This is a genomic window from Streptomyces sp. B8-7 (assembly GCF_058833805.1).
On the sequence record NZ_JBYRRL010000005.1, the window covers coordinates 703,100 to 716,703 of the forward strand.

Consider the following 13,604-nt stretch of genomic DNA (forward strand, 5'->3'; position numbering starts at 1 on the left):
CGTGAAGGTGCGACCGATACGGGGGGCGTCGGTTCACACCCGGGGGCGAACGCCGGGCGCCGTGTGCGCCGGGGTGTTGCTGCTGGCCGTGACCGCCTGCAGCGGCGGGGGAGCCGCGCCCCCGAAGGACGAGGCGCCCGGCGGCGGCAAGGGACGCAACGCGGCGGCCGCCGCGACCGGGCAGTCGCGGGCCGTCGTCACCATCGCGCCCGAGAGCGGCGCCACGGACGTCGACACCAGCGGGGAGCTCAAGGTCGGCGCCTCGGGCGGCAGGCTGACCGAGGTCGTCGTCGAGGACGGCAGCGGCCGGCGCGTCGAGGGCGCGATCTCCGCCGACGGCACCGCCTGGACACCGGGCACGCATCTGTCCGCCGCGACCGAGTACCGGGTGCACGCGGTCGCCGAGGACTCCGAGGGGCGCGAGGCGGCCGAGGACTCCGGTTTCACCACACTGACCCCGGCCGACACCTTCATCGGCACGTTCACCCCCGAGGACGGCTCCACCGTCGGCGTCGGCATGCCGTTCTCGATCCGCTTCACCCGGGGCATCACCCACCCCGAGGACGTCGAGAACGCCGTCAGGATCCGCACCGAACCGGCCGTCGACGTCCAGGGCCACTGGTTCGGCAACGACCGGCTCGACTTCCGGCCCGAGAAGTACTGGCAGCCGGGCACCAGGGTCACCGTCGAGCTGAACCTCGACGGCGTCGAGGGCCGCGACGGCGTCTACGGCGAGCAGTCCAAGACCGTGTCCTTCACCATCGGCCGCGCCCAGGTGTCGGTCGTCGACGCCGCCCGGCACACCATGAAGGTCATGCGGGACGGCAAGCTCTACAAGACCCTCCCCGTGACCACCGGCAAGCCCGGGTACGCCACCTGGAACGGCAGGATGGTCATCAGCGAGAAGTTCACCGTGACCCGGATGAACGGCGACACGGTCGGCTACGACGGCGAGTACGACATCAAGGACGTGCCGCACGCCATGCGCCTGACCACCTCCGGCACCTTCGTGCACGGCAACTACTGGGGCGGCGGCGCCTTCGGCAACTACAACGCCAGCCACGGGTGCATCGGCCTGCGCGATGTGCGCGGCGGCTGGGACAAGGACGTCGAAGCCGCCTGGTTCTTCTCCCAGTCGATCGTCGGCGACGTGGTCGAGGTGAAGAACTCCACCGACCCGGTGGTCGACCCGTCCAACGGCCTCAACGGCTGGAACATGTCGTGGGCGGAGTGGACACGGTAGGACCGCGGTCCGTGAAGGGTGCCCGTGCCCCGTCGCCCGGCCCCGTCGCCCGGCCCCGTCGCCCGGCCCCGTGCCCGGACCCGGGCACGGGGCCGGGTCCGCCGCATCGAACCGGAGGGTGCCCGCCCGTCGGGGACCGATCCGGTCCCGTCGTGAGCGATGTGACCGAGCGCACCGGATCCCCGGCCGTTAGTCTTCGTTAACCTGCCTCCCATGACCGTGAATCTCGAAGTTGCCGAGGGCGTCGGTACGCTGCGCCTCGACCGCCCGCCGATGAACGCGCTGGACGTGGCCACACAGGACCGGCTGAAGGAGCTCGCCGAGGAGGCCGCGGGCCGCGACGACGTGCGCGCGGTCGTCCTGTACGGCGGCGAGAAGGTGTTCGCCGCGGGTGCGGACATCAAGGAGATGCAGGCCATGGACCACGCCGCGATGGTCAAACGGTCCCGTGCCCTCCAGGACTCCTTCACCGCGGTGGCGCGCATCCCCAAGCCGGTCGTCGCCGCCGTCACCGGGTACGCGCTCGGCGGCGGCTGCGAACTGGCGCTGTGCGCCGACTACCGCATCGCCGCCGACAACGCCAAGCTCGGCCAGCCGGAGATCCTGCTCGGCCTGATCCCGGGCGCGGGCGGCACCCAGCGGCTGTCCCGTCTGATCGGCCCGTCCCGGGCGAAGGACCTCATCTTCACCGGGCGCATGATCAGGGCCGACGAGGCCCTGACGCTGGGGCTCGTGGACCGGGTGGTGCCGCAGGCCGACGTCTACACCGAGGCGCACGCCTGGGCGGCGAAGCTGGCCCAGGGACCGGCGCTCGCGCTGCGCGCGGCGAAGGAGTCGGTGGACGTGGGCCTGGAGTCCGACATCGACACGGGGCTGGCCGTGGAACGGAACTGGTTCGCGGGTCTGTTCGCGACCGAGGACCGCGAGCGGGGAATGCGCAGCTTCGTGGAGGAGGGTCCGGGGAAGGCGAAGTTCCTCTGACGGCGGAGTGAATCCGGTTCGGCCCCTTGCAATTGACGGAATGTCTGATCCGGGTCCCCCGATGGGACGGTTTATGACAGCCTTAAAGGACCCTTAAGCCTGTTGCGTCGGGGGAGCCCGTCCCGTGCCGTTCGATGAGCCGTCTTCGCAGGTCGGACGAGCCGAGACGGGCCCTGAAGTGCCCAAGGCATATGCCGTCCGGAACCCCGGCGGCGGGCGGTACCGGGGGGCGTATTCCGCTGGAACGGCCCCGCGGGGCGTGCCGGCCGTCCATGATGGGGGCATGGCGGGGCTGGAGGGCATCGAGCAGCCGCGGGGACACGGCCGTGCGACGGCGGCGCGCTGGTCGCCGGCGGTGGAGGACGAACGAGCGCTCAGAGCGCTCGGGTTGCACGGCAACCCGACCGAGAAGGAAGTGCTTCTCACCTCCCTTCCCGAGTCGGCCGCCACCGCCCGCCGTCTGACCCAGGTCGTGGTGCTGCGGCACTGGGGACTCAACCACAGGATCACCGAGGACGCGGTGCTGCTCGTGTCGGAGCTGGTGGGCAACGCCGTACGGCACACCGGGGCCAGGGCCTTCGGGCTCCGCATGCTCCGGCGCCGCGGCTGGATCCGCATCGAGGTGCGCGACCCCTCCCGTGGACTGCCCTGCCTGATGCCGGTCCAGGAGCTGGACACCAGCGGACGAGGCCTCTTCCTCGTCGACAAGCTCTCCGACCGCTGGGGAGTCGACCTCTTACCCCGCGGCAAGACCACCTGGTTCGAAATAAGACTCACAGACCGCTGACCCCCGCGCCCGCACGATCCCACGGGCGCTCCCGGCCCCTCGGGGGCGCGGGAACTGCGCGAGCCCCACCCCGTACTTGCACGATCCCACGGGCGCTCCCGGCCCCTCGGGGGCGCGGGAACTGCGCGAACCCCACCCCGCGCCCGCACGATCCCACGGGCGCTCCCGGCTCCTCGGGGGCGCGGGAACTGCGCGAACCCCACCCCACATCCGCATGCTTGCACGGGCGGTTCCGGCCTTTCGGGGGCGCGGGGAATCGCGCGAACCCCACCCCGTACCCACTCCCCACCTCCAGGGGGCCAGACCGTCGAACGGGCTAATCCCCGGATTTCCCCCCACCCCTCCGTTAAATGGTCCCCGTGACCACCCCCACCGACCGCCGCGCAACCCTCCGCACCGCAGCCCTCCTCGCCGGCGGCGCCCTGGCCACCTCCTGCTCCACCACCAGCACCCCGGGAACCCCCACCCCACCCGCCAAGCCCTCCACCCCCTCCCAGAGCCCCGCTCACCCGTCGCACCCCGCCCCGGCCCCCGGCCCACGCCGCTACCCCACCCAGCCCTCCCAGATCACCCACGGCCCCCGCACCCACCCCCGCGTAGCCCTCACCTTCCACGGCAGCGGCGACCCGGCCACCGCCCGGGCCCTGCTCACGGAAGCGGAGCGGCACGGAGCCCGCCTCACCGTCCTCGCCGTCGGCAGCTGGCTGGACGAGCACCCCGAGCTGGCCCGCCGCGTCCTGGACGGCGGACACGAACTCGGCAACCACACCCAGCGCCACCTGGACATCAACGCGCTGCCGGAGGCCGAGGCCCTCGCCGAGATCAGCGCGTGCGCCGCGCGCCTGCGCAGGCTCACCGGCTCGATCGGGGCGTGGTTCCGGCCCTCCCGGACGGCCCGCGCCTCGCCCCGGGTGGAGGCCCTGGCCCGCCGCACGGGCTACCCGCACGTGCTGTCGTACGACGTCGACTCGCTCGACTACACCGGTCCGGGCGGCCCCGCCGTCGTCCGCACCGTCCTCGGCGCGATCCGTCCGGGCTCCGTGGTGAGCCTGCACTTCGGCTACGCCGACACCGTCGCCGCCCTCCCTGCCGTCCTCGAAGAACTCGACCGCCGCGCCCTGCACGCCGTCACCACCACGGAGCTGCTCAGCTGATGCGCCCAAACCGCCCGCACCCCGCCCCCCGCACCCCCCGGACCCCCAGCACCCCCCGGACCCTCCGCGCCCCCGGTGCTCTCCGCACCCGCCGCGCCCTCACCGCGACCTGCCTCCTCGGACTCGCCGCCGTCGCCGCGTGCGGCACCGAGAGCCGCGACGACGCGGACCGCAGCCGCGCGACCCAGACCGCGGCCGTTCCCGCGCCGCCCAAGAAGCCTCAGATCAACGGTCTGCCGGGGATGCCGCCCGTGCTCGACCCGAAGGACGTGTACGCGGCGGACCGGCCGAACCGGCTCTCCCCGGTCGTGAAGGACTTCCCGTCCCGGGTCTACGTGCCGAACACCGAGTCGGACACCGTCTCGGTGATCGACCCGAAGACGTACGAGATCATCGAGACGATCCCCGTGGGGCGGCAGCCGCAGCACGTCGTGCCCTCCTGGGACATGAAGACCCTCTGGGTCAACAACAACCGCGGCCACACGCTCACCCCGATCGACCCGAAGACGGGGAAGGCCGGCAAGCCGGTCGAGGTCCACGACCCGTACAACCTGTACTTCACGCCGAACGGCAAACACGCCGTCGTGATGGCCTCCCTCGACCGGGAGCTGGTCTTCCGCGACCCGCACACCATGGAGCGGGTCAAGACCGAACCGGTCACCTGCTACGGCGTCAACCACGCGGACTTCTCCCTGGACGGCCGCTACTTCATCGTCTCCTGCGAGTTCAGCGGCGAACTGCTGAAGGTCGACACCGAGAAGATGAAGGTCGTCGCGCAGCAGAAGCTCCCCTTCGAGGGGGCCATGCCCCAGGACGTGAAGATCTCCCCGGACGGCAAGCGGTTCTACATCGCGGACATGATGGCCCACGGCATGTGGGTGCTGGACGGCGACAAGTTCACCGAACCGACCCTGCTGCCCACCGGCAAGGGCTGCCACGGCCTGTACGTCGGCCGCGACTCCCGCGAGATGTACGTGTCCAACCGGGGCGAGGGCACCGTCTCGGTGTTCGACTTCACCCAGAACAAGCTGACCAAGAAGTGGCACCTGCCCGACGGCGGCAGCCCCGACATGGGCGGTGTCTCCGCCGACGGCAAGGTCCTGTGGCTGTCGGGGCGCTACGACGCCGAGGTGTACGCCATCGACACCCGCACCGGCGAACAGCTCGCCCGCATCAAGGTGGGCAGCGGACCGCACGGCCTGGCGGTGTACCCCCAGCCCGGCCGCTACTCCCTCGGCCACACGGGCATCTTCCGCTGACCCTCCTGCCGTACGGCCGTCCCCGCCCCCGAAGCCGGGGCAGCGGCTCCGGGCCGTGCGCGCAGCAGCGCCTCCGAGCCCACCGGCCGGTAGCCGGCTGCCTGGAACGCCCGCACACTGCGGGCGTTCCCCGGCGCGACCTGAGCCCACACCGTCTCGTCGGCCAGCTGCCGGGCGGCGAGGACGAGTTCACGCCCCACCCCCCGGTGGCGGGCGTCCTCGTCGACCTCGACGGACACCTCCAGCCGCCCGGCCACCCCCCGGCCCGTCACCAGCACCCCGCCCTCCGCCTCCCACACGCGTACGTCGTCGCGGCGCGTGCGGGCGTAGGCGACCCGCGGGTGCCCCGGATCGCCGATCTCCTTCAGCGGCAGCGACGGTTCGCCGGGCAGCGGGGAGCCCGCCAGCAGCGCGTCGACGCACTCCGTGACGCGGTCCGTGCGCTCCAGCAGCGCCGTCAGGAAACGCGGGTTCATCGCCGCGGCGAGCGGGTCGCAGTCCAGCGCGCGCAGCGTCCCGGCCACCCAGCGCGGGTCCTCGTCGGTGAACACGACCGAGTGCCCGGTGAACGCGATGACACCGGCGTCCCGCGGTGACGGCTGCGGCACCACCGTGGTGCCCCCGTCGCACGGCGGGAAGTCGCCCCGCGCGGCCGCGTCGAGAATCCTCCGCAAGCTCTCCATGCCCCTGACACCGGTCCCTTCCGTCGTCGCCGGCTCTCCGCCCCGCACCGCAGCGTCAGACTCTCACGACGCGGATGCCCGGGCGGCACAACATGAGCTGGTCCTCGGGGTCTGGTGACGGCAGCGCACGCCCCCGGGGAACCGCCCGCTCGGTCCCCTCCGGCGGAGGCATCCGGTACTGCTCGGACCAGGCTTTCGACGCGGTCTGCTCCTCGGCGCGCTTCACCCTGAGCCAGGCGGCCTTGTCCTGCCCGTCGCCCTCGTTCGAGGCGCGCCGGCAGTCGGTGCCTGTCTGCACGTCGTTTCAAGATCGTCGTCAGTGGGCGACTTCGCGGTTCGTCCGGGACCAGCAGGGCCCTGACCGGGGTGGGGTGGTCGCCCGCACCGGGACCCGGGCCGGCCTCTCGCCGCCATCCGCGGCGGCCTCGCGACCGAGGCCGCCGTGGCCGTTCGAGGGTCGGCCTCCGCCCCGTCCTCCACCGGCGACGGCGCGTTCCGCTGTCCCGGTTCGCCCGCATCGCCGCGCCCAAGCCAACCTGAGCACCCGCCCAGCCTTCGCCCGCCGCCCGTGACCAGGGCGCTTCCCCTCTCACCACTTCAGCCTCGCCGACGCGATCCAGCCGTACTTCGTACCGCGCGTTACTGCGGACGCTTTGTGGATCAACATCACCGAGTCTCTGCTCACTGCTGCCTCACAGGTGATTCGCCATGCGCGCACAAGCGCGAAGAGTTGTCACGGCCTTCGTGGCCTTCGTTCTCCTCGTGACAGCGGCTGCCGCCCCGTCCTGGGCGGCGCCCTGGGACCGGCCGGGCAGTGCCGCGGCGGGTGTCGCCCAGGTCGAAGCGCGTACGGCCGAGGACCTGCCCGATCCGCCAGGGGCGATGACGCTGGCCGAGCGCCGCAAGCAGGTCGCGAAGGACCGGCACGAACTGTCGCCCATGCGGGGCTACATGAACGCGCCGGAGCGGACAGCCAAGGGCACCGCCCACAGCCGGCCGGACACGGAGCGCATCGAGCGCGGTCCCGCCGCCGAGCAGGGCACAACCGCGCAGCGCCTCGCCGCCGCGCCCGAGAACCCGGCCTGGGTGTCGGCCTGGGCGACCGCGTACCCCGGCATGCTGTCGATCGGCGGGCAGGTGAAGCTGCCGCGGCGGGGATCGACATACAGCGGGATGTGGCTGTACGTCCTGGACGAGGCGGGCTCCCCCGTCGTTCAGCAGGAGATCAAGAAGTCCACCGACGACCCCAGCGGGGACACCCCGGACACCGGTGCCTGGTGCTACGACTGGTGGTCGAGCAACTCCTACCCCACCGACCAGTGCTTCTGGTGGGCCGGCAGTGAACCGGGCGAAATCCTGGAGGACGGCAGGAAGTACTACGCCTGGGTCTTCCTGAACAACGCCGACGGCTCGAGCCCGGGCGGCACCGTCTCCCCGCTGGTGGAGGCCTTCTACACGCCCGGCATCCCCGGCGCGGCGGCGGGCATCTGCACCTGTTACGCCCAGGCCCACCGCGCCGACCCGGTCAACACGGCGACCGGCATGTTCTACGAGCAGCTCACCGACGCCTCTCTGACCGGCCCCGGTGTGCCGCTGACCCTGGAGCGCACCTATCGGTCGGACTCGACCGCCACCGGTCTGCTGGGGCGCGGCTGGGCGACGCCGTTCGACGCGCGGCTGACCCTCGCGACGGGGAAGGCGACGTACCGGACGGGCGACGGGGCGTCGTTCGTGTTCACACAGGCGAGCGACGGCACGTACACCGCCCCGGCAGGCACGACGGCCAAGCTGGTCAAGGGGACGAGTACGTACACGGTCACCACCCCGGACCACACGGTGCGGACCTTCGACAGCGCCGGACTGCTGACCTCCGTGGCCGGCGCGGCGGGCAAGGGCCTGAGCCTGACGTACGCGTCGGGCAAGCTCGCCTCCGTCAAGGACGCCGCCGGCCGCACCACCTCCTTCACACCCGACGCCGACGGACTGCTGTCCAAGGTGGGCCTGCCGGACGGCACATCGGTCTCGTACAGCTACACCGACGGCCTGCTGACCTCGGTCACCGACCCGGCCGGCAGGACGTCCTCGTACACGTACGACACGGACAAGCGGCTGTCGTCCTACACCGACCCGGCGGGCGGCGAGGTCAGCAACGTCTACGACAGCGCGGGCCGTATCAAGTCCCAGACCGACCCGAACGGCAGGACCACCACGTTCACCTGGGACGGCAAGAGCGAGTCGCACACCACCGCGCCCGACGGCGGCGTGTGGACCGACGTCTACGCCGGCAACGTCCTGATGGAGACGATCGACCCGTACGGCAAGCGCATCACCTACGACTACGACCGTCGGCTTCGCCCCGTCGCCATCACCGACCAGCGCGGCAACACCACGGAGATGACGTACGACACCGCGGGGCGGATGCTCACCCGCACCGCACCGGCCGCACTCGGCTACCAGGAGAGCTGGGGCTACGACACCGCGGGCAACCTCACCAGCCACACCGACGGCCGCGGCAACAGGACGACGTACGCGTACACCGCGAACCGGCTGACGTCGACGACGGACCCGACGGGCGGCAAGACCGTCTACACGTACACCGCGCTCGGCTCACTGGAGACCGTGACGAGCCCGCGCGGCAAGGTCACCGCCTACGGGTACGACACCGCGGGCAACCGGACGTCGGTCACCACGCCGCTGGGCAGGAAGACGACGTTCACGTACGACAAGGCAGGCCGCGTCCTGACCAGGACGGACCCGCGCGGGAACGTCTCCGGCGCCGACCCGGCCGCCTACACCACGAAGTACACCTATGACGGCCGCGGTCTGCTCCGCTCGGCCACGGACGCCCTGGGCCGTACAACGACCTACGAGTACAACGGCGCCGAGCAGTTGACGTCGGTGCGCAACCCGGCGGGCGACGCCGCCACGCTCGGCTACGACGACGCAGGAAACCTGACCCGGACCACCGACCCGGCAGGCAGGTCCCTCACCCGCACCTACGACGCGAGCGGACGGCTCGCCTCCGAGACCGACGCGGCCGGCGGCCGGACCACCTACACGTACGACAAGGCGGGCCGGCTGCTCAGCAGTGTCTCGGCGCGCGGGAACGTCTCCGGTGCCGACCCGGCCGCCTACACCACGTCCTACGTGTACGACGCGGCCGGCAACCTCACCGAGACCACCGGTCCCACCGGCGCGACGACGAAGACGACCTACGACGCGATCAACCGGCCGCTCGTGGTCACCGACCCGCTGGGCCACACCACCGGCTACACCTACGACGCCGACGACAACGTCACCAGGACCACCGACGCCGCGGGCAGGACGACCACCGCCGGCTACGACAAGAACAACCGCCTCAGCAGCAGCACCGACCAGCTGGGCAGGACCACGACCTACGCCTACGACGCCGACGGCAATCTGCTCAGCCGAACCTCCCCCCTCGGCCACACGTCGAGCTGGACCTACGACGGCGACGGCCGCCGGGCCACCGCGGTCGACCCGCGCGGCAATGCCACCGGCGCCGACCCCGCCCAGTACACGACGACGTACGGATACGACCCGGCGGGCAATCCCACCCAGGTCACCGACCCGCTCGGCGGGGTGACCAGCACCGCCTACGACCCCCTCGGCAGGGTCGTCGAGCGCAAGGACGCCGACGGGCGCACCACCTCCTACGGCTACGACGACCTGGACCGGCTGACCAGGGTCACCGCCCCCGACGACGCGGTGACCGCCTACGGTTACGACAAGCTCGGCAACCTCACCGAGCGCACCGACGCGAACGGCCACGTCACCGCGTACGGCTACGACGCGGTGCACCGCCTCACCTCGGTCACCGACCCGCTGGAACGGAAGACGACCTACGCGTACGACGCGGAGGGCAACGTCACCGGGAAGACCACGCCACGCGGCACCACCGGGTACACCTACGACCCGCGCGGTCTGCTCACCGAGATCGACTACTCGGATGCCACCCCCGACGCGACCTTCGGCTACGACGACGCCGGGCAGCTGACCGCCCGCGCGAACTCCAAGATCTCCGAGGACTTCGTCTACGACGCGGTCGGCAACCTGACCAAGACGCGCGGCTTCGCCTACACCTATGACGCCGCCGGGCAGATGCTGACCCGCACGTACTCCGACGGCAGCACGATCACGTACACGTACGACGCCGACGGCCGCACCGCGACGATGGCGGCCGACGGCAAGACCACCACGTACACCTGGGACCCGGCGGGCAACCTGACCACGTCGGCCCTGCCCAACACCGAGACCGAGGACCGCACGTACGACCGGGCGGGCCGGGTCACCGCGGTGACCACCACCAAGGCGGGCGCCACTGTCACCAGGACGGCGCTGACACTGTCCGCGGCGGGCCTGCCCTCGCGCGTCGACGTCACCCGGGCCGGCGTCGGCACCGGCGGCTACGACCTCACCTATGACGCGGCCGGCCGGCTCGCCTCCGGCTGCGCGCCGCAGCCCTGGGTCACCGGCTGCGGCGCCGGCCGCACCACGTCCTACACCTACGACAAGGTCGGCAACCGGCTGACCTCCACCCTGGGCACCACCTCGACGGGCTACGCCTACGACGCGGCCGACCAGCTCACCTCGACCACCACCGGCACCACGACCACCGCCTACGGCCACGACGCCGCGGGCAACCGGACCAAGGCGGGCGCCGACACCTACACCTACGACCTGGCGGGGCAGATCTCCGCCGCCACGGTCGGGGGCACCGCCTACACCTACGACCACGACGCGAGCGGCAACCAGGTCGCCACCCTCAAGGACGGCGTGGTCACCCACCGCACCCAGTGGGACCCCAACGCGCCGCTGCCGATCCTGGCCACCGAGTACGACAGCGCCTGGGCCATCAAGCAGTCCTACCGCTACGACCCGCTCGGCCAGCCCACCGCCACCAAGACCGGCGCAGGGGCGCTCTTCTACTACCACCATGACACCCAGGGCTCCCCGGTCGACGTCGCCGGCAGCACCGGGACCCTCTACCAGCGCTGGGCCTACGACTCGTTCGGCACCCGCGTCCTGAACACCACTACCAGCGGCGCGCCCGCGAGTACCCCGTCGTACACCGGTGCCCGGTACGAGACCAGCACCGGCCATCTCGACCTGCACGCCCGCCAGTACGACACCGCCACCGGCCGCTTCACACGATCCGATCCGGCCGCCCGGGACCTGTCGACGCCGTACGTCTCCGCGTACGCCTACGCCGACAACGTGCCCAGCGTACTCACCGACCCCAGCGGTCTGACCCCCGACGACCCCAACAACGACCGGGTCGACAGCTTCGGCGAGGCGCTCGGCATCTTCGGGGACGCCTTCGTCGACGTCGCCAAGTCGCCGTTCGTCTTCCTCGGGGACCTTCAGGACGCGTTCACCGGCGAGAACGGCGGCGCGGGCGCGTTCATCGACAAGTACCTTCCCGTCCGACCCGCCTACCGGCTCTACCGAGCCGAGTACATGCTCCGGCAGCAGGGCTGCGACGCGCTCGCCGATCTGTACGCGGAGACCGCCGACGAACTCGCCCAGCAGCTGGTCCTCACCGGGGTCGGCGGGCTGACGGGGTGGCGGCGGGCCGCGGTGGCCACGGAGCGGGAGCTGCAGTCCGGCGGTTCGGCCTTCCGCCGGCCGCGCAGCGAGATGGACTTCGAGCTGGAATGGGCGGACCACGCCTATCACGCGATCCGCGCCGACGCCCAGCTCGACCGGGTGGCGCAGACCGCAGCGTCGCACGGCTATTCCGCGGCCGACATCAATCAGATCTACAACCACCTGTTCGTCGAATCGCATCAGCTCGACGCGGGAATGCTGCGATTCGATGCCAATCCGCGTATCGCCAGGGCCTGGGAACGCCTCCAGAACGGAAATCCGCACCCCAGCGATTTCGATTTGCTTGCGCATGAACTGTACGAGTCGAACTGGATGCGTCAGCACGGCGACCAGAACTATCGCCGCGCCCACCAGGCGACCCTGGACGCTGGCCACACCTGGGACGAACATGCGCCCGCAGCGGACGGTATAGGATTCCGATGATCGAATCCGTGGCGCGAGCGAACTGGTGGAAATCCCCGTGACAGCATCACTGACGTGTAGGAAGATCGCTTCTCTCGAAGCGGGATCCGTCTACGCCTGGGAAACCGCAGAAGGGGCCGCCGGGAACATCATGATCGACCCGGAGGAATCAGTCGCCCGCCCCTGCACAGCGGAGGGAACAACCCTGGGCGACATGCTCCTCGACAAAAACGTCGGGAATGTGGAAAACCCCGACCCGGACCAGAAACTCCGCCACGCTTTCCTGATGGCGGCATCGGTGATCTTCCAGGAGAGGGAGCGGCAGGGGCGACTGCCTGACCAGGTCACGCGCGCCTACTGGTAGGCGCCACGTCACCACCCGAGAGGCCGTGCTCCCCCGGAGCCCGGCCTCTCGGCATCCCACTCCGTGAGTCCCGCCGGTTGGGACCCGGCATGGAGCTCGGCCGGGTCACGGCGCCGGAAGCTCGGCAGGGTGGTGGCTCAGTCCGGTGGGGCGTCGGCCGTGCGGGACGCCTCAATGCCGCTGGCCTTCTCGCCATGGGCGTTGTGACCGAGTGCCGGCCACGCTCCCTCGGACATGGCCTGCCGCTGGCTGGGGTCGTCGGCGCCGCAGGCAGCGCACGCGTACATCGGCGCCTGGGCGCCGGCGACTCTGGCGGGGCCGATCCACAGGACGCGCGTCCACCGCTGCCCGCAGTAGAGCCAGCAGAATCCGTCGACCCATTCGTTGCCGTCGTCGGTGGCCGCCGGTGCAGGCAGTCCTCCGCGGGCGAACTCGGCGATCCCGGGGATCACCCTGTGCTGTAAGGCGACTTCCGTCAGCATTGCTCGTCCGCCTCCGCGATCAACGGCCCTGGGTCGTAGGAGAAGTGTCCTCCTGCTTCTCGGCGTCGGAGAACAGGAGGGTGGGTTCGGCGAGGATGTCGCGGCCGGCCTCGCTCTTGTAGATCTCGTCGACGCTGCCGAAGCGGGCCTCGGAGTAGTCGAGGTCCAGCAGCGCGGCGGCCTGCCGCACCGACGCCTCGTCGGGTCCCTCGATCTCCAGGAAGGTGGGAAGGTCGGGCCAGGTGTCGAAGTCGAAGGCGACCTCGCCCAGGCGCCACTCCTCGCGGTAGTTCTCCTGGTAGCGCACCTCGGTGAGGCCGACCCGGCGCAGGATGTCGGCCATGGCGTGCACGTCGGTGACCTCGGTCTCGATCTCCTTGGTGCCGTCGATCGTCGTGGCGTCGGTGACCTGCTTGAGCGTGAGCGTCGAGCGGGTGCCCTCGTCACGCAGCCGAATCCAGGCCCCGCCGTCCAGGGAGTCGTTCTCGAAGATCTTGCGGGTGAGGAGGGTGCGGGGGAACGCTTGAACGGCGCCGAGGGCAGTCAGCTTGGCCTGGAGGCCGGCGGCGTCGACGGCCAGGAACTTCGCCTCGTACTCGTGCTTCATGGGTCCTTCTC

The 13,604-nt window shown here is 71.2% G+C and carries 11 protein-coding genes; 7 read left to right on the forward strand and 4 right to left on the reverse strand.

What is annotated here, in order from left to right:
* Position 1: 1 nt before the first annotated feature.
* The 5 genes from AC5K6T_RS27205 to AC5K6T_RS27225 all read left to right on the forward strand — a co-directional run bounded on the left by AC5K6T_RS27205 (position 2) and on the right by AC5K6T_RS27225 (position 5,424).
* Positions 2–1,243: a L,D-transpeptidase gene (locus tag AC5K6T_RS27205; RefSeq protein WP_493213107.1), complete on the forward strand. Its 1,242-nt coding sequence runs from the start codon at positions 2–4 to the stop codon at positions 1,241–1,243.
* A gap of 213 nt (positions 1,244–1,456) precedes the next feature.
* Positions 1,457–2,224, forward strand: a complete 768-nt coding sequence (locus tag AC5K6T_RS27210; RefSeq protein ID WP_493213109.1) for an enoyl-CoA hydratase/isomerase family protein — start codon at positions 1,457–1,459, stop codon at positions 2,222–2,224.
* A gap of 178 nt (positions 2,225–2,402) precedes the next feature.
* Positions 2,403–3,011 carry an ATP-binding protein gene (locus AC5K6T_RS27215; RefSeq protein WP_493213111.1) on the forward strand — a complete coding sequence of 203 codons (609 nt, stop codon included), beginning with the start codon at positions 2,403–2,405 and terminating at the stop codon, positions 3,009–3,011.
* A 350-nt stretch (positions 3,012–3,361) separates the two neighbouring features.
* The gene (locus AC5K6T_RS27220) at positions 3,362–4,165 is read left to right on the forward strand and encodes a polysaccharide deacetylase family protein (RefSeq protein ID WP_493213112.1); all 804 of its coding nucleotides are present in this window, start codon (positions 3,362–3,364) and stop codon (positions 4,163–4,165) included.
* Positions 4,165–5,424: a YncE family protein gene (locus AC5K6T_RS27225; RefSeq protein WP_493213114.1), complete on the forward strand. Its 1,260-nt coding sequence runs from the start codon at positions 4,165–4,167 to the stop codon at positions 5,422–5,424. Before AC5K6T_RS27220 ends, AC5K6T_RS27225 begins: the two co-directional genes overlap by 1 nt.
* On the opposite strand, the gene AC5K6T_RS27230 is transcribed toward AC5K6T_RS27225, so the two are convergent.
* A complete protein-coding gene (locus AC5K6T_RS27230) occupies positions 5,391–6,107 on the reverse strand; it encodes a GNAT family N-acetyltransferase (protein ID WP_493213116.1) in 717 nt (238 codons plus the stop codon). The genes AC5K6T_RS27225 and AC5K6T_RS27230 overlap by 34 nt on opposite strands.
* Positions 6,108–6,162: 55 nt before the next feature.
* Positions 6,163–6,405, reverse strand: coding sequence for a hypothetical protein (locus tag AC5K6T_RS27235; RefSeq protein ID WP_493213118.1), 243 nt, complete (start codon positions 6,403–6,405; stop codon positions 6,163–6,165).
* Positions 6,406–6,989: 584 nt separating this feature from the next.
* On the opposite strand from AC5K6T_RS27235, the gene AC5K6T_RS27240 reads away from it, so the two are divergent.
* The gene (locus AC5K6T_RS27240; protein ID WP_493213491.1) at positions 6,990–12,161 is read left to right on the forward strand and encodes a DUF6531 domain-containing protein; all 5,172 of its coding nucleotides are present in this window, start codon (positions 6,990–6,992) and stop codon (positions 12,159–12,161) included.
* A gap of 37 nt (positions 12,162–12,198) precedes the next feature.
* On the forward strand, positions 12,199–12,504 hold the full coding sequence (locus AC5K6T_RS27245; RefSeq protein ID WP_493213120.1) for a hypothetical protein: 306 nt from the start codon (positions 12,199–12,201) through the stop codon (positions 12,502–12,504).
* 137 nt (positions 12,505–12,641) lie between these two features.
* On the opposite strand, the gene AC5K6T_RS27250 is transcribed toward AC5K6T_RS27245, so the two are convergent.
* Both AC5K6T_RS27250 and AC5K6T_RS27255 read right to left on the reverse strand, forming a co-directional pair.
* On the reverse strand, positions 12,642–12,986 hold the full coding sequence (locus AC5K6T_RS27250) for a hypothetical protein (protein WP_493213121.1): 345 nt from the start codon (positions 12,984–12,986) through the stop codon (positions 12,642–12,644).
* A 19-nt stretch (positions 12,987–13,005) separates the two neighbouring features.
* Positions 13,006–13,593, reverse strand: coding sequence for a class IV adenylate cyclase (locus tag AC5K6T_RS27255; protein ID WP_493213123.1), 588 nt, complete (start codon positions 13,591–13,593; stop codon positions 13,006–13,008).
* Positions 13,594–13,604 lie beyond the last annotated feature (11 nt).

Excerpts from the sequence above, each read along its gene's own strand:
- AC5K6T_RS27210 (WP_493213109.1), top strand. The coding sequence starts at position 1,457 with ATGACCGTGAATCTCGAAGTTGCCGAGGGCGTCGGTACGCTGCGCCTC.
- AC5K6T_RS27220 (WP_493213112.1), top strand. The coding sequence starts at position 3,362 with ATGGTCCCCGTGACCACCCCCACCGACCGCCGCGCAACCCTCCGCACC.
- AC5K6T_RS27225 (WP_493213114.1), top strand. The coding sequence starts at position 4,165 with ATGCGCCCAAACCGCCCGCACCCCGCCCCCCGCACCCCCCGGACCCCC.
- AC5K6T_RS27230 (WP_493213116.1), bottom strand. The coding sequence starts at position 6,107 with ATGGAGAGCTTGCGGAGGATTCTCGACGCGGCCGCGCGGGGCGACTTC.
- AC5K6T_RS27240 (WP_493213491.1), top strand. The coding sequence starts at position 6,990 with ATGACGCTGGCCGAGCGCCGCAAGCAGGTCGCGAAGGACCGGCACGAA.
- AC5K6T_RS27250 (WP_493213121.1), bottom strand. The coding sequence starts at position 12,986 with ATGCTGACGGAAGTCGCCTTACAGCACAGGGTGATCCCCGGGATCGCC.
- AC5K6T_RS27255 (WP_493213123.1), bottom strand. The coding sequence starts at position 13,593 with ATGAAGCACGAGTACGAGGCGAAGTTCCTGGCCGTCGACGCCGCCGGC.